Annotated in this window: 18 protein-coding genes; 1 reads left to right on the plus strand and 17 read right to left on the minus strand. The window is 28.5% G+C overall.

All coding sequences use genetic code 11. The features are described from left to right. Nucleotides 1-12: 12 nt before the first annotated feature. The 14 genes from WHD08_RS03365 to WHD08_RS03430 form a co-directional block, all read right to left on the minus strand. Nucleotides 13-735: a WecB/TagA/CpsF family glycosyltransferase gene (locus WHD08_RS03365; protein ID WP_208889225.1), complete on the minus strand. Its 723-nt coding sequence runs from the start codon at nucleotides 733-735 to the stop codon at nucleotides 13-15. A gap of 14 nt (nucleotides 736-749) precedes the next feature. After that, entirely contained in the window at nucleotides 750-1,844 is a 1,095-nt protein-coding gene (locus tag WHD08_RS03370) for a glycosyltransferase family 4 protein (protein ID WP_340833475.1), read from the minus strand. Then, nucleotides 1,844-2,359: a serine O-acetyltransferase gene (locus WHD08_RS03375; protein ID WP_208889222.1), complete on the minus strand. Its 516-nt coding sequence runs from the start codon at nucleotides 2,357-2,359 to the stop codon at nucleotides 1,844-1,846. Before WHD08_RS03375 ends, WHD08_RS03370 begins: the two co-directional genes overlap by 1 nt. 83 nt (nucleotides 2,360-2,442) lie before the next feature. Beyond that, nucleotides 2,443-3,354: a hypothetical protein gene (locus WHD08_RS03380; RefSeq protein WP_165733224.1), complete on the minus strand. Its 912-nt coding sequence runs from the start codon at nucleotides 3,352-3,354 to the stop codon at nucleotides 2,443-2,445. A gap of 3 nt (nucleotides 3,355-3,357) precedes the next feature. Continuing rightward, nucleotides 3,358-4,641 carry an MBOAT family O-acyltransferase gene (locus WHD08_RS03385; RefSeq protein ID WP_244183260.1) on the minus strand — a complete coding sequence of 428 codons (1,284 nt, stop codon included), beginning with the start codon at nucleotides 4,639-4,641 and terminating at the stop codon, nucleotides 3,358-3,360. A gap of 191 nt (nucleotides 4,642-4,832) precedes the next feature. Continuing rightward, nucleotides 4,833-5,936, minus strand: coding sequence for a glycosyltransferase (locus WHD08_RS03390; RefSeq protein ID WP_208889221.1), 1,104 nt, complete (start codon nucleotides 5,934-5,936; stop codon nucleotides 4,833-4,835). Between the two features lie 7 nt (nucleotides 5,937-5,943). After that, nucleotides 5,944-6,873, minus strand: coding sequence for a glycosyltransferase family 2 protein (locus WHD08_RS03395; protein ID WP_208889220.1), 930 nt, complete (start codon nucleotides 6,871-6,873; stop codon nucleotides 5,944-5,946). A gap of 7 nt (nucleotides 6,874-6,880) precedes the next feature. After that, nucleotides 6,881-8,173: an O-antigen ligase family protein gene (locus WHD08_RS03400; protein ID WP_208889219.1), complete on the minus strand. Its 1,293-nt coding sequence runs from the start codon at nucleotides 8,171-8,173 to the stop codon at nucleotides 6,881-6,883. A gap of 113 nt (nucleotides 8,174-8,286) precedes the next feature. Beyond that, complete coding sequence (locus WHD08_RS03405) at nucleotides 8,287-9,420, minus strand: glycosyltransferase family 4 protein (protein ID WP_208889218.1); 1,134 nt, start codon at nucleotides 9,418-9,420, stop codon at nucleotides 8,287-8,289. A 4-nt stretch (nucleotides 9,421-9,424) separates the two neighbouring features. Then, the gene (locus tag WHD08_RS03410; RefSeq protein ID WP_208889217.1) at nucleotides 9,425-10,564 is read right to left on the minus strand and encodes a glycosyltransferase family 4 protein; all 1,140 of its coding nucleotides are present in this window, start codon (nucleotides 10,562-10,564) and stop codon (nucleotides 9,425-9,427) included. A gap of 90 nt (nucleotides 10,565-10,654) precedes the next feature. Next, nucleotides 10,655-11,968: a glycosyltransferase family 4 protein gene (locus WHD08_RS03415; protein WP_208889216.1), complete on the minus strand. Its 1,314-nt coding sequence runs from the start codon at nucleotides 11,966-11,968 to the stop codon at nucleotides 10,655-10,657. Beyond that, the gene (locus tag WHD08_RS03420; RefSeq protein ID WP_208889215.1) at nucleotides 11,958-12,524 is read right to left on the minus strand and encodes a serine O-acetyltransferase; all 567 of its coding nucleotides are present in this window, start codon (nucleotides 12,522-12,524) and stop codon (nucleotides 11,958-11,960) included. Before WHD08_RS03420 ends, WHD08_RS03415 begins: the two co-directional genes overlap by 11 nt. After that, nucleotides 12,517-13,968: a lipopolysaccharide biosynthesis protein gene (locus WHD08_RS03425; RefSeq protein ID WP_340833478.1), complete on the minus strand. Its 1,452-nt coding sequence runs from the start codon at nucleotides 13,966-13,968 to the stop codon at nucleotides 12,517-12,519. The genes WHD08_RS03420 and WHD08_RS03425 overlap by 8 nt, the downstream gene beginning before the upstream one ends. A gap of 448 nt (nucleotides 13,969-14,416) precedes the next feature. Further along, nucleotides 14,417-14,944, minus strand: coding sequence for a UpxY family transcription antiterminator (locus WHD08_RS03430; protein WP_208889212.1), 528 nt, complete (start codon nucleotides 14,942-14,944; stop codon nucleotides 14,417-14,419). A gap of 803 nt (nucleotides 14,945-15,747) precedes the next feature. Here WHD08_RS03430 and WHD08_RS03435 point away from each other — a divergent pair. Next, entirely contained in the window at nucleotides 15,748-16,452 is a 705-nt protein-coding gene (locus WHD08_RS03435; RefSeq protein WP_208889211.1) for a hypothetical protein, read from the plus strand. A gap of 65 nt (nucleotides 16,453-16,517) precedes the next feature. On the opposite strand, the gene WHD08_RS03440 is transcribed toward WHD08_RS03435, so the two are convergent. From WHD08_RS03440 to WHD08_RS03450, 3 genes are all read right to left on the minus strand, one after another. Then, nucleotides 16,518-16,796, minus strand: coding sequence for a hypothetical protein (locus WHD08_RS03440; RefSeq protein WP_208889210.1), 279 nt, complete (start codon nucleotides 16,794-16,796; stop codon nucleotides 16,518-16,520). A 110-nt stretch (nucleotides 16,797-16,906) separates the two neighbouring features. Next, nucleotides 16,907-17,875 carry a deoxyhypusine synthase family protein gene (locus tag WHD08_RS03445; RefSeq protein WP_165733237.1) on the minus strand — a complete coding sequence of 323 codons (969 nt, stop codon included), beginning with the start codon at nucleotides 17,873-17,875 and terminating at the stop codon, nucleotides 16,907-16,909. A 215-nt stretch (nucleotides 17,876-18,090) separates the two neighbouring features. Beyond that, on the minus strand, nucleotides 18,091-19,623 hold the full coding sequence (locus tag WHD08_RS03450; protein ID WP_208889209.1) for a bifunctional GNAT family N-acetyltransferase/carbon-nitrogen hydrolase family protein: 1,533 nt from the start codon (nucleotides 19,621-19,623) through the stop codon (nucleotides 18,091-18,093). Nucleotides 19,624-19,632 lie beyond the last annotated feature (9 nt).

Genomic DNA, 19,632 nt, shown 5'->3' on the forward strand with positions numbered 1-19,632 from the left:
TTTTAGTAGGTTTTATTTATAATTTTTTGCTTTTAGCAAATCCCATAAAAAAAGGGGTGTAGACACAAAGTTCCGTTTCCATAAACGTTTAGGTTCTCTTAACAATCTAGGCAACCATTCTAACCCTAATTTAATCCAAAACGGACTAGATCTCTTTACGGTACCTGCATAAAAATCAAACACAGCACCAATACAAGTAATCACTTTAACATCTAAAAAGACACTGTTAGTATGTACCCATTTTTCTTGCTTAGGAGCCGTCATACCGACAAATAAAATATCTGGTTTACATTTATTAACTGCGGCTATCATTTTAACATTATCCTCTTTAGAAAATTCCGGTTTATACGGTGGTGAATAACTATTTACAGTGATGGATGGAAACTCTTTTTTTATCCTTGTTTTTATTAAACTTAAAGTATTTTCGGAAGCTCCTAAATAAAAAACATTTAGTTTTTTTAATGCTGCTTCTTCTAATAAAAATTGATGTACATCTGCACCTGCAATTTTTTTTATCACTTTCCCATTAAGTACTTTTGTTGCCAAAACAATTCCGGTTCCATCTGGTAGTAATACATTACTTTCATTTAAAGCTTGACTAAAAAATGGATCTTTTTTAGCCTCACAATAAGAATGAGGGTTTATTGTATTTATTATTTGTTTTGTTTTAAAAAGTGATAATTCACTTAAATCGTTAGCATAAACCTTTTCTATAACATCTTTTAATTTAATCATCTCTTAATTTTATTTTAGATAGAATTTAAAATATTAAACATATTTTTTTCAAAAATTTTCAATGTATAAGATTCTTCATATTTCTCTTTGGCAGCTATCCCCAAACGATTTCTAAGAGGAAAATCATTAATTAATATCTCTAACTTATTTGCTAAGTCAACTATATTTTGTTGTTCAACTAAAAAACCATTTACTCCATCCGTAACAATTTCTGGTATTGCTCCCTCAAAAGTGGTAACCATAGGCAAACCAAACTGAGAGGCTTCTAATAAGACTAATGGGAAACATTCATTATGATAAAATGTGGGCAATACAAAAATGTCTGAAATATTAAATATTACTGTTTTATCACTATTATACTTTTTACCTAAATAAAAAACTTGATTTACTAATTGCAATTCTTTTAACTTTTCTGCAAATATTTCTTTTGTAACATCTCCTTCTCCCCCAACAAAATTACAGGTAAAATCAATTCCTTTTTTATTTAGAATTTGTAGTGCTTTTAAAAGAATAATAACACCTTTAGACGCTATTAAATTTGAAAGAAATAATAATTTAGGTGTTTCATTTTTTAGCCGTTTAGTAACCAAATCTTGATTTATAGGAGGTATCCCATTTGGGCAATAATACACATCATCTTCATCAACATATCTCTTAATATCAAAATACAAGTGCTTTGAAAGTAGAATCACTTTTGTGTTTTTGAATACCTTTTGATATAAAAAATTATCAAATCTTTTTTCTTGTCTCGTATGTACCCCTTTGTTATGAAAATGTAACACTATTGGAAGTTGGAAACACTTTACAAGAAGTACAATAACAGCATCTTTATAAAAGCCAAATCCCTTTGCCGTCATGGCTAAATAGATTAAATCCGGCTTGTTAACTAACAGTTGTTTAAACGTTTGAAAAACAATAGACAAATACCTTAAAATTTTTCCTAATGGATTTTTCCCTATTTCATCAATCGTTTTTGATGTTCCTAAATCAATAAAATTAGTTTTAAAACTATTATTGATTATAGCACTATCCTTTATAAACTGCCCTACCATAGAAGAACCATGTACAGGAGGTGGTAAATGCAAAAGGAACAATATCTTTTTAGCCATTATTTTTTATTTAAGATATGTATTACTTTGGCTGGGTTACCTGCTACTACAGTATAAGGAAGTACATCTTTAACGACTACAGATCCTGCACCTATAATTGCATTGTCTCCTATAATTATTGGTCCAATAATTATAGAATGAGGACCTATTAAAACGTTATCACCAATTACAGGAGATCCTAAATCTTCTCCTTCTAAAGATTCTTTATTACCAATTGTTGTATTGTGTTTTAAGGTTACATTTTTGCCAATTACAACCTTGTTGTTTAAAACCAAACCTGTAACATGATGAACAACCAAACCTTCTCCTATTACTGTTGATGCAGGAATTTCGCACTTCAATAAAAAATCTGTTATAAACTTGTATAAAATAATAACAGGAGAGAATAAAATTTTAGTGAAAATATTATTCATTCTAATTCTAAAATATCGCATAAAGACATAATTGCAGACTACAATTTTTCCTTTAAAATTAGAATTCTGTTTTGCTGCTTTTATTATTTGAGAAATCAACATACTTTTATCAATAATGTCATAGAACTAAATTTGTACTTCTTATTTCACCTACAAGAAGTACTATTGTATTAATTGGAAGCGTACTATTTTTTTAAATATTCAATAAAACTACCAGTAACTAGTTTTTGCCCTTCAGGATTTAAGTGTATTCTATCATAAAACAAACTCGCATTAGTACTATATAATTCGTTATAATCTAAAAACTTTATATTGCTAAACTTAGATTCAATACCTTTGAAATAAGTGATTTCAGAATTAAATTTTCCAATTTCAGCGTTGTTGTATATTGAGGATGTTGGAACGTACAACAATATGATGTTTATGTTTTTTTGAGTAATTTTTTTTAACGTATTCTCAAATATTTTTCTATTCTCTTTTGTAGAAACTATCTTTCTAAAATCACCTTTTTTAATATCAGAATTCAAAGCAACAGTATCTAGAACTCCTACTTTTAGATTGTCCCAACTTTTTAAATAACCTCTAAAACTACCACTTACTAAACCTTCGTTATATCTAGATGATTTTATAATTTGATGTTGCCAAAAATCTCCAAAAGCTGCATTTTCAAAAACATAATTATTAATTGTCTTTTCACCCATAAATGGATAAAACTGTTTGTAAGAATTTTCACTTAACCCCTCTCCTGTAAACATCCAAGCATCTACAGCGTATACGACTAATTTTAATTGCTGATTGCTTTTTAATAATTGATCTATCATTAAATCTCTTTCAACAATGTTTACACCTTCTCTTGTATATTTAGAAACCTTTACATCTAACTTTTTCTCCATCTGTACCTTGTCAATACCTAGCATTAGATGAGAGTGACCAACAAGCGCTATTTCATTATCATTATATAAACCATAATATCTATACAAACCATTTAATAGAAAGTAATTAACTCCATTATCTAAAACTATAAGTAATAACAGAAATAGGAATCCTTTTTTTAAGTAGTCCTTTAAAAGCTTGTTCTTAATCTCCTTTTTAATCATAATTTAAAATTGAAAATAAATGAAAGCATTCGAAGACATTCCAAATAAAGCAATTGTAATTAACAAGAAGGCATAAGACAACCACTCTACATAACTTGGCAATTGCGTTTTTGAAAAGTAAATGGACACCTTGTTATTGAATTGCAAAATTTGCACACCTATTAAAAATAAGATTAACAATACAGAGAGTAGTGTTGTTACAGAGGATCCTCCTGTCCATAATTGTCCCGAAAAACTAACTATTTTTGTAATAATTAAAAAAGCATCAGAAACCGAATTTGCTCTAAAAAATATCCAAGCAAAACAGACCAAAATAAATACTATAATAATTTTAAAAAATTTATAGTATCCTTTTTTCATTACATCTTCAGCCCCTATTAATACTAGTGTTTTTTTACCTATAAATTCTATAAAATAATAAAAGGCATGTAATGCTCCCCAAATAACAAATGTCCAATTAGCACCATGCCAAAGCCCGCTAAGTAAAAACACCACTAAAATATTAAATACCCAACGACTGATTGAAACACGATTTCCTCCTAAAGGAATATACACGTAATCACTAAACCAAGTAGATAAAGAAATGTGCCAACGTTTCCAAAATTCTCCTATAGAAATCGATAAATAGGGTAAATTAAAATTCTGCATTAAACGAAACCCTAACATTCTTGCACTACCAATAGCCATGTCTGAATACCCACTGAAATCACAATAAATCTGAAAAGTAAAAAATACAGTTGCTACGATTAATGTTGGACTCGAATGTGCTTCAGGATTGTTAAAAACCGAATCTGAGTAGACAGATAATCTATCTGCAATAACTATTTTTTTAAATAAACCCCAAATAAACAATTTAGCACCTTCTACAAATCTTTTAATATCAAATTCATGTTCCTCATAAAATTGCTGTAATAAATTAGTGGAACGCTCTATAGGTCCTGCAACCAATTGAGGAAAAAAAGCAACATAGGTTGTAAACCTAACTAAGCTAGTTTCTACACCTACTCTATTTCTATAAATATCTATAGAGTAACTTAATGCCTGAAAAGTGAAAAATGAAATTCCTACTGGTAGTATAACATTTAAAGTATATTTATTAGCATGAACATCAAAAAAAGAGGCTAAATTAGAAAATGAATCAATAAAGAAATTGGCATATTTAAAATAAAATAGAGGCAATAATGAAAACATCAGTGCAGTTGCAAACCATTTCTGTTTTCCTTTTTTAGTAGCAGCATAAAATATTTTTTTTCCGCAAAAAAAATTTAAAACACTTACTCCAAACATTAGCAACGCAAATTTCCAACTCCAAACCGAGTAAAAAATATAGGAAGCAATTAATAGAAAATGTATGCGCCATTTATGTTTTAGTGAAAAGTAAATAACTAAAACAACTAAAAAAAAGAATACATACTGCCAAGAATTAAATAGCATAATTTATTTATAGGTTTATCTTTTTCATATAACTATAGAGACTATTATATGTTTTTTAATAAGTCTTGCATTTTTTGATCAAAAGTAAAAGGCATTGCACTTTCTCTTAACTCTGTAATACTTTTGCCTAATGGTTTTACTTCATCAAAAGCTTGTTTTAACTTCGTTGATAAATCATTTTCTTCATTAGGGTTAAACAACACCCCATTCTTCTTATTTATCAATGAAGATGCACCTGCTAGATCTGAACATAAAACACGACAACCACCAACTAAAGCTTCATTAACAACTGCTCCAAAAGGCTCATAGGTACTTGGTAAAACAAATAATTGAGAAAAAAGATACCAGTTGTATAATTCTACACCTTCTTTTCTACCTATAAATAAAACGTCTTCTAAAATGCCTAATTTCTGTGTAAACTCAATTAATTTTTCTTTCAACACTCCTTCTCCAACAAGTACCAGTTTTTTATCTTTTCCTTTAACATTGGAAAAACATTTTATCAGAAAAAATAAATTTTTAACATCCACCAATCGCCCAACATAAAGCAATACTTTTTTATTCTTTAAATTATAATTGCCAATATTTACATTCGCTTGGTTTATAGCATTTGAATATTTTTTTAGTAGAGATTTTTCTGAATGAATAACAGGGAAATCAAGTGTATTACTTTTATTACTAACATTTGTTTTATACCAATTAGAAACGTCTTTACTCGTAAATACAACTCCATTAATATTCTTAGAGATAAAATTTCTAAAAAACAACCTCAAGCCTTTTCTGTCTTCAGAGTTTTTAATGCTATCATCACTTAAAGTGTATATTTTTATTTTAGGATTCTTAATTTTACAATACAGAAATGTTAATAATGTAATTTGACTATATTCTGCACAAAAAATAATATCTGGATTTTCTTTTTTTATAATTGAAAAAACACCCGTTCTAATTGATCTTCCCAAAATTTCGAAGCCATTAGAAACATAATTGCACTTAAAATTACAAAGAGATTTTAAGTTCTCTTGATTAAATTTTTGATCACTAACATTTTTTAAACTAAAATAAAATGAAGCTGAATAATACTCATTTAAAGAATTAAAAAAATCGACTCTGTAAGGTGCTAAAGCAGGATGAAAAATTAATGCTTTCATTAAAATTTTATTTTTGATTCTTCTTTAAAATCTTGTTTAAAACTGAATTCGGAACTATTGTTAGAACTAAGTAAGCGTAAACCAATTTATTAGACGGGTTATAGTATATCGCTTCTAAAGATTCTTTAATTGATTTATATCTTAAGCCTAATCTTAAATAAATGGAAGCTCTCATTTTTTTCCAAGAAGAAATGTATTCTTTTAAGCAAATTACATCCTTATTTTTTTTATATAAATCATATAATTCTTGACCTACAATATCTACTTTTTCTGGAATTCTATTCGGTTTATTGTCATAGGTATGTGCACTATCTTGCACAAAAACAGCCAAGGCTTTTAAATTATAAGCTATCTCATTTTTAATTGCCAACTTAGCCCATGTTAATAAATCCTCTCCAGATTTAATACCCAATGGAAAACCATTAATTTTTAGTAACGCTTCCTTTTTGATAACAATAGCAGAAGACCAAAGTGGCGGATGTGAACAGGTAGCTACTTCAAAATAATTAGTTAAGATTCCTGTATCATTCTTAAATGGAATTTTATTTAATTTTATCGGAGTCTGTTTTCCTTTATAATCTTCCATTAAATAAGCGGTTGCCAATACATTGCTATTCGGATACTCTTTTGCTAATGCTTTAATTTCTTTCAGGTAATTTACATTCCATATATCATCTGCGTCTAAAAAGGCAATCCATTCATGTTTCGCTTTATCAACTCCCGTATTACGAGCAACCGAAACGCCAGAATTATTTTGATATATCAATCTTACTAATGGATGCTCTAATTTAGACACAATTTTATCTGAACCATCTGTAGAACCATCATTAACAATAATTATTTCATTTGGTAAAACAGTTTGGTTTAAGACTGTATTTATAGTATTAACAATACTATCTTTCTTATTGTAAAGCGGAATAACAACACTTATTTTCATTATAAAATTACTTTCTTTTAGATTTCATTACCAAAGCAAAACCAAAAAATATATAAGGATAACTTAAGGTAATTAAAGAATAGTTTACAACATTGTCTGTAAACGCTGTTGCCATAATACCACACAAAGAAGTACCAGCAATAAATGCAGCATATCTTGCAGAGACATTATTTTTTTTATTGTTGTAGATTCGAAATGCTTGCCAAACAAAACTTATTATTATAAGCAAGTATAAAACGAATCCTATTTGGCCGGTATCACAAAGTATTTGAAGGTAATCGTTATGAGCTATTCTTATTACTCCAAAAGGATGATTTCCAGAATAAAAACGTGCTTGCATTTGCCCTAAACCCGCACCCATTAATTCATTTCCTTTATAGAAAACTTTTAAACTCCATTCCCACATTGCAAAACGACCATTACTATCAATAGTATCTGGTGATATTTTACCACTCATATTAAGAACTTCTTCTGCACTATTAAAAGAAGTCCGAAACATTTTATCTCTAACTGTAGGTACAAATAAAACAGACGCTACAAAACTGGCAATTATCAATACAAATACAGGAAGCGCTTTTAACTTATACTTAAAAAAAGATACTGCTAAAAAAAAGACCCCAATACCTATTAAACCAGTTCTAACACTCTCTACTATTGGAATACTAATAAAAAGAAGTATGGCAAGAAGTACATATTTCTTTTTTGAAAACTTGTACAATAATATTCCGGTACCTATAAAAAAAGGATTTACATCTATTACTGCAGGAGGCCACCATAAAATAGGATTATAAATAGAATAGATGGGAATAATTTTCATCAATACAATACATCCATTTATAAAAACACCTGCTAAAAAACTTATTTTTAAGGCTTTTATAAAAAATACATCTGTAATTTTTATAGAAGTAACAACCAATATGACTAAAAAAGGAAATAAAAATTTTAAAAATACACGAAAACCATATCCTTTTTCAGTTGTTAAAACCAACGAAAAGATCAACCAACACAAATACAAGGCGTAAATTTTAAGCATTGGTGATGAAAACATTTGAATACCATACTTAAATAGTAATCCCAATAAAAAACCCATCCAAATTAATAACAACAAAGCAGAAAAATTACCTGCTTGTACAATTGCTGTTGCTAATAAAAATAAAATAAAACGTTGTTGCGTGTTTACTTTAAATTTAACTCTCTTATTCCAAGTAGTACTTACCAAATAGGTTTTACCTAAAAAGGCATATTCAAAACCATAAATGATTACTATTAAAAAAGCCAATAAACTTAATCCTATAGCCATTTATAATTGAAGATATAAAAACATTCTTTTCTGATTAAAAACAACATTTTCTAATCGTTTTATATAAAGTTGTAATTGCTTTATAAAATGGATGTATCTTTTTATTAGAATATTCATATTGTATCATTAAATAATTTAGTCCATTTAGACATAATTTCATCTATATGAAAACGTTTCACATTTTGTGATGCTGTTTTTCCCATTAGCAACCTTAATTCTTTATTTATCATTAATTTTTCTAAAGATTTTGAGAAATTTTCTACGTTAAAACCTTCAATTAAATAACCATCTTTTTCATCCGTTATAATTTCTGAAGGACCACATTCGCAATTAAAAGCTACACAAGGCACCCCACATTCCATTGCCTCTGTTAACACTAACCCAAAGCCTTCATATCTTGATGGAAAAGCGAGTATAGAACTATTTAGTAATGCTTCTTTTATATTTTTTGTTGGTGGTTTTAAAAAAATTACATTTTGTAAATTATAACTTTTTATAAGCTCTAGTAAATAATCTTTATCCTGACCTTCACCATAAATTATTACTTTCCAATCAGGGTTATTTTTTGCTATTAAACTAAAACTTTTAATTAATAAGTCAAATCCTTTTTGCGCTATAAATCTACCAATGGCTATAATTTCTTTTTGTTTACCATTCGATTTTTCTATAGAATTAAAAGATAATGGATTTGAAATTACAGAACTATTTGCCGGATTATTCCACAGTACTTGATCCTTTTCTGTTAGTAACACAAACTGATCATACTTTAAAACAACTCTTTGTTGCTTGTATTGAAGATATGAAGCATATAGCTTTCTAAGCCTTCTAAATGATAGGTTGGGTATATTAGCCATTAAATGACTTAGATAGTTTTTAGAAAAATGAAATTCGATAATTTTTTTACTACCATCTTTAATGGTATGTAAAAACTGATATTCATCTCCAAACATACTTATAGTAATATCTGGTTTTAATTCGAATAATTTTTTAGATAACTCTTTTTTAAACTCTTTCCTATCTGTTTTAAAAATTAGATTTAGAACTTTATTATTAGACTGTTTTAAACTTAAATTTTCGACAGTTATATTTTTATTTAATTCAAAAAAGCAGCCATTTTTATTATCAGTTCTAGAAATAATAGTTAGATCAAATTCTCTTTGAGATGCAAGCCAATTAACTTTAGAAGTTAAAACGCGTTCCATACCTCCAGAATTTTCTAAAGAATTAATTATATATACAATTTTCATTCTACTAATTAAGCTCTAGATGTTTATTATAAATAGTAATATATTTTAAAGCTGTATCTCTCCAAATAAATTTGGATGCTTGTACCAGTCCTTTCTTTTTAATTTCGTCTAAATCAAAAGACTTATTCTCAAATTGTTCTAGTGCATCACAAATACCCTCCGGTTCTGAAGATTTTAAATATAACGCAGCATTACCACCTACTTCTTTTAAAGAACTATTACTACATGTTATAACAGGGCAACCACAAGCCATCGCTTCTAAAATAGGCAATCCAAAACCTTCATAAGAAGACGGAAAAACTAAAGCTGTTGCTCCGTTATACATTATAGATAATTCACTATCTGTAATATTCGATATAAAATGAATTCTTTCTTTGCATTTAGATTTCTCTATCATTTCTAAAACAAATAAAGGTGGGTTGCCCCAAAGAAGCACTAAGTCATTAATAGGAGACTGTTTAGATAATTGTATATAGGCTTCAACTAATTTATGTGTATTCTTGCGTTCGGCATTACACGATACACATAAAAAAAATGGAGCATCTATTCCAGATACTTTTTTAATTTCTTTTATTAGTAAATCATCTTTTGGTAATTTATAAAATACATCGTGCTTTACACCCCAATAAACAACATCTATTTTAGATGGATCTATTTGCATCGTTTCAACAATATCTTTTTTAGAAGCTTCAGAACAGGTTATAATTCCTTTACATTGTTGCATTAAAGGCGGTACATCTTTTACCATTTGATTATGATTAAAAGCTTTTTCCTGTATTTTCATAAATAAGGCATCATGTAAAGTTATAATGGCTTTTTTAGGATTATAAACACGAGCATAATTATGAGGAACATGCATTAAATCGTATTTAGTAAAGCTTTCTTTTATTGGTAATTTTGCAATTATTTTATTGATAATTTCTCTATGTGGCAGATATAAATGCTTCGTTTTAAAATAATCTATAAAATCTTTTGCGCCAATACCTTTCATGTTCTGAGAATACAAAGTAATCTCAAAAGGTAAATTTTCTTCTATTTTAGAAAACGAATCAATTAACTCTAAAGTTGTTCTACCAACTCCTGTGGTTCTACCCGTTAATAAATAAGGTACAACTGAATTAATGTCGAATAATATTTTTTTCATAATGACTTAAAAACTCTTAACAAATAATACATTAGAAATAAGCTACAATTAAAATCTGAAGTAATAAATGCTCTAAAAAGTTGTTTTTATTTATACGAAACCTTTATAAACTGTAATCAAATCTTGTACATGATTATCTATTAAGTTTACATTTAAAGTTGTCTTTTCTTTTAACTTAAGTAATAAATTTGGCGATTCTATTAGCTCTATTATTGCCTTTTTTAATTCATTAACATTATTAGGGGCTATTAATAAACCATTTTCTTTATGAGTGATTTGCATTTCTGCTCCACCACACTTTGTTGCTATTACAGGTTTCCCCATTAATAAAGATTCAGCGATGGTGAGTCCAAATACTTCTAAAAAGAAAGCAGGATGTATCATAACATCAAACATTTTTATTTTTTCATTTACTTCACTTGGAAGTACTTTACCGTGCCAAATGATGTTTTCGTTTTTGTATTTTTTTTTCAAATATTTTAAATAGTTTTCTTCCAAATGATTACCTGTACCTCCTATAACATGAATTTCTGCAGGTAAGGTTAAATTATTAAAAGCTTCCAACATAACATGTACACCTTTCTCTCTGCAAATTCTTCCTATATAAAAAAACTTTACGGGTTTCTTTTCTTTTGATACTTCTAGATCTTTCTTTACCTCAGTAATTTTATTTACATTTATAGAAGGTATTCCATGAGGAATAACTTTTATTTTATTTACCGGAGCCCCATTACGTAACATTGCGTTTTTAATAGCTATTGATGGAGCTATTAATAAACTTGCATTACTATAAATGTTTTGCCATTCCTTTTTTTTATTCTCAATAGAAATTGTTGTAGTAACAATAGGTGTAACATAATAAATAAAAGGAATTTTATTAAACACTTTACCAATTGCCAACCGTAATTTAAATGGAATAATCTTTTGTAATGGTAAAGTTAACGTTCCTCCTTTTACATTTCTTAATACACAAGGTAAACAGTTGCTCCCTGATGCTGCTACCGGACAAATTTTATCTTTAGAGTTTAATAATGCTCCTGCCGGACAAACTAAACCACCATGATGTGCTGTAACAATACAAGGTATATCTAGTGATTTACAAGCCAACGAAAAAGGCGCTTTAAAACCATGAAGATGTACTATTGATGGATTAATCTCTCTTATAAAATTTCTTAATTCTAACAAATTTCCCTCTAACATTTCATTAGTAAATGTATAAACAGGTTTTTCTTTATAGTGAGATAACTTTGATCCAGAAATTCCTGGTGTTGCAATACTAACATCTATATCTTGCGCAATCATTTGGTTTACGATGTTCTTTACATAAACCTGCCCCCCACCATAATTAGAGAAAAAATTAGCTGATGATATTATTAAAATCTTTAAAGGTTTTTCATCTTTCATCTGCCTTTGTATACTTTATTATTTTTGCAGGAACACCTACAATAGTTATATTAGATTCTGGAAAAGATTTTGTTACCACAGTATTTGCTCCAATGGCAACATCATTACCAATTTTTATACTACCCATTAATTTAGCACCAGGACCTATGTAAACATTATTCCCAATAATTGGAACACCATTGTTGTTAATTCCTATATTAACACCAGCTTGTAATACACAATTAGCTCCTACTATTGCAAAAGGGTGAACAACGATTGTTCCGTAATGTGGTATTCTAAGCCCTGGTCCAAAAACATTTGGTGGTATTGAAAAACCTAATTTATAACCTAAATTTTTATATTTAACTAGATAATATTTTCGCTTTAATCTAGATACTATGTCTTTTTTATTTGCATTCAAATAATATTCATAATGCCTTAAATATTTAATAAATGACCATAATAGATTAGGTGTAAAAATTGTTAAAAACAGTTCGTAAATAGTAATAGAAATTATATCATTAGCTTTAGCATCTTCTTGAAGATAGTGCTTTAAGATGGTTTTATTTTTAACCATTTTTTATGTTTAACACTTCTTTAATTTCTTTGACCATTAAAATTAAATCCTTTTTCATGAACACAAAATAGAAAGTCAAAAACACAATTAAAAAAGTAATTGAAGAGATTAAAAGGTCAATATGTAAGATTTGTAAGTAAACATATTGTTTCAATCCAAAAATAATTAATATTGAAACTAGATAAATAACCATATTTTTAATTGAAATGTAATACAATTCATTTTTAAAGTTTAATTTTTCTGAAATCACTATTAATCCTGTAAAAAAAACAATAATCTGAGCACAAACGAAGCCTATTAAATAACTATTTAAGTCTGCGTAAAACAAAAAAATAAAATTTGCAAAAAACAATACCTTGCTAAAAACATTAATCTTTAAATACAACCCAGACAACCCTTTACTTAATAATATATTATAAAATAAATTAAAAATTTGTGGAGCAAAGGCACCAAATATAATTATTTGAAATATCCGAACGGAGGGTTCCCATTTATCAGAAAATAACAATAATATGATTTCATGTGCTCCAACTAAAAATACCCCGCAAGCAAGAAAAGACACAAATGAAATTATCTTAAAAAGTTTTAAAACTGTATTTTTATATACAATTGGTTCGTTATTAATAGTACTTAAACTAGGTAATAAAATATTTGATAATGTAGAAGCTGTATATCTAAATGAAAAATTTTCTAATGATTTTGATCTATAGTAATATCCTAAAGTAGCTGGATTTAATATTTTCCCAATTATTAGCGAATCTAAATTTATAAAAATAGTGTCTAAAACTCCTGTTAAAAAAATTTTAGATCCAAATCCCCATAATTCTTTTACTGCCTTCAGACTAAAAACTAGTTTAAAACGAAACTTACTTAGAACAAAAATTAAAATATTGTTAAGTATTTCTGAAACCAATATTTGTACAACCAAGCTCCATATTCCGTAACCATTAAACGCCATTAAAACAGCTATAAAACCACTAATAAAAGCAGAAATAATATTGGAAACAGAGATAATCTTAAAATTCATTATCCTTCTTAAATGCGCTCTAGTTACATTACCAAATGAATTTATAACAAAACTAAAAGACATAACTCTAATAAGGTTTGTTAATACTTCTTTCTCATAAAAATTAGCAACCAACGGAGCAGTAAAAAAAACTAGTCCTCCTAAAAAGACGCCCATAATTACATTCATAAAAAAAACAGAACCATAATGTTCTTTGGTTACAACAGTGCGCTGTACCAAAGCTGTACTAAAGCCAAAATCTAAAAATACATTTGCTAAATTTATAAAAACTGTAATGATAGCCAATAAACCAAAATCTTCTGGTAATAAAATTCTAGCTAAAATTATGGAAACAAAAAAACCTACTCCCTGCAATCCTAACTTACCAACAAAGTCCCAAATAAGACCTGTTAAACTTTTTTTCTTTAAACTCGTCATTTAACCTTATATCCTATTTTTAGAATATTAACATCTTTACAGTATTGATGACTTTAACTCAACTTTATTAATATTAATCATGTACTATTAAAGTTCAATTATTTCAAAAATACTTTTACTTTATAATAAAAATTTTAGACAACAAAAAACAATCATAACCCCATTAAAATCCTTTTTCACAAGAGAGTATTGGCCTATAAGTTTTTTTTTAGCACTGCATCGTTTTACTCTGAAACAATCAGTATCAGTTAGAAAAATCTAGAATTCCTTTCTATAAAATAATTGCTTTTTATGGAAACATTATAAAATTCACAACAGCAATTAATACCATACCTACTGTTGCTACTAATGCAACTCTTAAAACTTTTTTAATTACGCTCATAGCTATCTGTTTTTATAAATTAATAAATATGTTTTTTTTTGAAACAGTCTTTTAAATTAAAAAGCATCATACTTTTTGCAGACTATTTATAGGCAATGTTACTTCAACATAACTCCCTAAGGCTTCCATTTCAATAATCACTTTGTCTTTCCCTGAATTAGATAAATAATTACCATACAAACCTTTAAAGGCTCCTTCAGAAACAGTTATTTTTGTTCCTTTAGCGAAACCTGTTGGTCTCTGATAAACAGTGGTTAGTGAATAACTATTTGTAGACAAAATTCTTAAATTTTCAATTTCATAATTTTTAACTACAGCATAATTTCCTAAATATTTTAAAATAGTTAGTACACCTGCTGTTGGATAAATTTGAGCTAAATTTTTCTGGGTTGATTTTACAAAGACATAAGAATTAATAAAAGGAACTTGTGTTTTCTTTTTACGATCACTCCATTGTTTAACGACAGTTTGCATTGGCAAAAAAGTATCAAACCCAGCAACAGATAGTCTTTCCTTTACTTTTTGTTCAGCCTTAGGTCTTGTATAAACGGCAAACCATTGTAATTCTTCTTTTCTTTTTCTGATTGTATTCATACTGTAACGTTTTTCTTATCTCCAATTAATATGTGTTTATATTAACTATAACAGTGATGGTTATTAATGTTTTAAGGGGAAATTTGTGCACGTGAAAACTTCCTAAAAAAGGAGTATATTCAACAGTAAAAATTAGGGGAAGGTATTTGTATCTATTTTACGGCTTCGCCATCGAAAATCACATTTCGAGTAGTAAATTATAGAAATTTAAAACAAAAAAAATGACGACGATGCTAGTACTTAAAAAAATAAAAATGACATATAATAAATAATTTAGGGAGAAATTTACTATTGTTTATTGATACCAATATAAAATGGATTTGATAAACAGTAGATTAATTATTTATATTTATACGCTGCTAATTTATACCATTTTGATTCCTGAACAAATTTAATTAACAAAAAAAATCTCTTTTTTTTTTAAGTTCTATTCTTCCGCATAAATAATAAAACCAGATATTAAGTTTTAAGTAATTTTATAAGAATAATTTTACATTTTTAGGAATAACGACATCAAAAAACAGGTATTTTACAAAAAAATGAATTGAATCTACAGATCTACTTATTATGTAAAAAAAGAAGATAATTACTATTCAAGATAATTTATCCACTTTCAATTTATAAAACAAAAATATTAATCTTTATAATTTAGGGTAAAACACCCTTTTATAATTTATAAAATTTAAATATTACTTTCTATAATTTATGTTAAAGTGCTTTTCTTAACATATAATAATTAGCAAAAATCTTAAATTTGAAAAAACTGTACATAAATTTTATGTATTAAATTAAAAACCAAATTCATGAAAAAACAATCATTATTAATAGCTTTATTAATTTTAATTTTATTTGCAAGTTGTGCAGACAAAGTAGAAAAAAAAGCAAATACGGAAGAAAATGAAACTACAGAACTAAAGCAAGTTGCCAAAAAAGAATTAAAATTCACCAATGAACAGTTTTATGACGCTGATGGAAAATTCTTAGAAGAAAAAGCAAAAGATGCATTAATGGAAATGTTAGCTTATCACGATTACCCAGTTTTTGAAGGTTTACGTGAAAGAATTTGGCTTACCGATTATAACAAAGGAAAATATGCCGAATTAGGTTTGGCTTCTATAATGTTTGTAAACAATGAAGTAGACAAATACATGCTTATGGACATCTTTTTACTCCCAGGTCAAATGTTAGGAGAACACATGCACTTTGCTGCTGATGGAAACCCTGCAAAAATGGAAGGCTGGGTTGTAAGACACGGAAAAAGTTATGTAGCTGGAGTTGGTCTAGACAATAGAGCAGATTTTCCTCAGGTTGTTGTTCCTCAGTTTCACTGGGATGGAAAAGTTACTGCAAATCATATTATTGAAGCAAATGAAGGTGATTTTGCTAAATTAGAAGAGGTTGAATCTGCGCATTGGCAAATGGCGGGTCCAGAAGGTGTAGTGATTACAGAAGTTGGTAATGTGCATACAAATGCTGGCGTTAAAAGATCTGACCCTGCAATGAATTAATAAAGAATAATTATTCTTAATAAAAAAATAGCTTGGAAAAATTTCCAAGCTATTTTTGTTTTTATCTATATTTCACCTTCTATATCATCAACATCTATCCCTTCATCTTCGTCAAAAGAATCTTCATCTTCTGCGTAATCTTCCATAGTCTGCTCCAGTTTAGAACTAATTTTCACTAGATAAACAGTATCTGCTGTTTTTACTTCTACGGCTTTTATAGTTTCACCTTTTGCATTTTTAAAAGAAATAATATCTTCATAATCATATCCGTCAGGATATTTTTCTACCAACATATCTAATATGTCAGTAGTTAATTTTGCGTATTCTACGATTACTCTTTTCATTATATTGATGTTTTATTTGTCATTTCGAATGAGAGAAGAATGAACGAAGAGAAATCTCATTTTAAGATTCCTCAATCGCTAAAAAGCTCATTTAGGAATGACAATTTTATTTACATTTCTAATAAGTAAGCAAAAATTAATGGAGCAACAATTGTTGCATCACTTTCTATGATAAACTTTGGCGTATCGATATCTAACTTACCCCAAGTAATTTTTTCGTTTGGTACAGCTCCAGAATACGAACCATAACTGGTTGTAGAATCTGAAATCTGACAGAAATAACTCCAAAATGGTGTTTCTGGTTTTTCCATATCTTGATACAACATTGGCACAACACAGATTGGAAAATCTCCTGCAATCCCTCCTCCTATTTGAAAGAAACCAATTCCGTTTTCCGAATTATTTGTATACCAATCTGCAAGGAAAGTCATGTATTCAATTCCGGATTTTACGGTACTTGCTTTCAATTCTCCTTTTAACACATAAGAAGCAAAAATGTTACCCATTGTAGAATCTTCCCAACCCGGACAAATAATAGGTAAGTTTTTTTCTGCTGCTGCGTACATCCAAGAGTCTTTAATGTCTATCTCATAGTATTGCTCTAAAACACCAGATAACAATAATTTATACATGTATTCATGTGGTAAAAAGCGCTCTCCATTAGCTTCTGCGTCTTTCCATATTTTTACAATATGTTCTTGAATTCTTCTAAAAGCTTCTTCTTCAGGAATACAAGTATCAGTAACTCTGTTTAAACCTTTTTCTAATAAATCCCACTCGTCCTGCGGAGTTAAATCTCTGTAATTAGGCACACGTTTGTAGTGAGAATGTGCTACTAAATTCATAACATCTTCTTCTAAGTTTGCACCTGTACAAGAAATGATTTGAACTTTATCTTTGCGAATCATTTCTGCAAAAATCTTCCCTAATTCTGCAGTACTCATTGCTCCTGCTAAAGAAACTAACATTTTAGATCCTTTGTTTAATTGTGCTTCGTACCCTTTTGCAGCATCTACTAAAGCAGCTGCATTAAAATGTAAAAAGTATTTTTCTATAAAATTTGTAATTGGTTTGCTCATTTTATTGTTTTTGATTATTACGAAAATTAAGTTTAAATGTTCTCGATACAATTCCGCAAAAAAAGCAGAATCACTCGAACTGACAGCACCTATTATTCATACGATTTTCTCACTGTCACATCGAGTGAAATTTCTTTTTCAGAAATTTTGTATCGAGATGCTTATCAATATAATTGATAATTAAACATCAACTTCTCGTAATACTTTATTTTTAATTATTTTTTTGGAAGTTTTCTAACTTCAAATATATCTGTTCTTCTATCTTTTAAATTACGTACACTACCAAACTGGTTCAAATCTTTTAGCAAATCTAAATCTACATCAGCAATTAAAATCATTTCTGTATTTGTAGTTGCTTCTGCTTTTATTCCATTTGCAGGAAAAGAAAAATCACAAGGTGTAAAAACCATAGATTGCGCATACTGAATATCCATGTTATTTACTTTCGGTAAATTACCAACACTACCAGCAATAGCTACATAACATTCATTTTCTATAGCTCTAGCTTGTGCACAATGACGTACTCTAGAATATCCATTTTGAGTATCCGTTAAAAACGGGATAAACAAAATATCCATGCCTTCTTCTGCCAAAATTCTGCTTAATTCTGGAAACTCAGAATCATAACAAATTAAAACCCCAATTTTACCACAATCGGTATCAAAAGTTCTTAATTCACTACCACCTTGCATTCCCCAAACTTTTGCTTCATCTGGTGTAACGTGTAGTTTTTCATAACGCTCTTTAGAACCGTCTCTTTTACAGATATAACCAACATTATACAACAACCCATCCTTAATTTCTGGCATACTACCGGTAATTATATTGATGTTGTATGAAATTGCTAATTCAGAAAATTTCTGAACAATTTTTGGTGTATACTTCGCCAATTCTCTAATAGCTTCCGACTCTGGTAAATGGTTATTATCCGCCATTAAAGGCGCATTAAAAAATTCTGGAAACAACGCAAAATCCGATCTGTAAGCTGCAACTGCATCTACAAAGTATTCTGCTTGTTGCATTAATTCTTCCAAATCTTTATACAAACGCATTTGCCACTGAATCAACCCTAAACGTACCACCTTTTTCTTTGTAGCTGCTTTTTTAGACTTTTTCTCGTAATAAATATTATCCCATTCTAACAAAACTGCAAACTCTCCAGAATTTACATCTCCTTCTAAATATCCTTTTAAAATTTTTGAAGGATGAAAATCATTCGAAATTTGAAAGTTTAAAACCGGATCATGAATTTCTTTACGTTTTACTTTCGCGATGTATTCTTTAGGCGATAAAGTTGCTGAGTATTTATGATAATTTGGAATTCTTCCTCCAAAAGCAATTCCTCTTAAGTTTAGTTTTTCCGCAAGTTCTTTTCTATAATCATACAGTCTTCTACCTAAACGCAACCCTCTGTATTCCTTTTTTATAAAAACATCTATTCCGTATAAAACATCTCCATCTTCATCATGCGTATCAAAAGTATAATTTCCGGTAATATCTTCATATGTATGCTGATCATCAAAACTATCATAATCTAATCTAAGAGAAAGCGCACAACCTGCCAAATCTCCATTTATCTTTATTACAACCTGACCTTCTGGAAATTTATCTATTAAAGATTTAATTTGAGTTTCACTCCAATAAGATCCTGGCATACTTGAATATGCCTGAATCATTGCTTCTTTAAACTGCTTATAATCAGTTAAAGTTAAATAGTGAAGCTCAATATTTTCTATATTTTTAATCATTTTATAAGA

The organism is Polaribacter sejongensis (assembly GCF_038024065.1).
In the GTDB taxonomy this organism is placed as follows: domain Bacteria; phylum Bacteroidota; class Bacteroidia; order Flavobacteriales; family Flavobacteriaceae; genus Polaribacter; species Polaribacter sejongensis.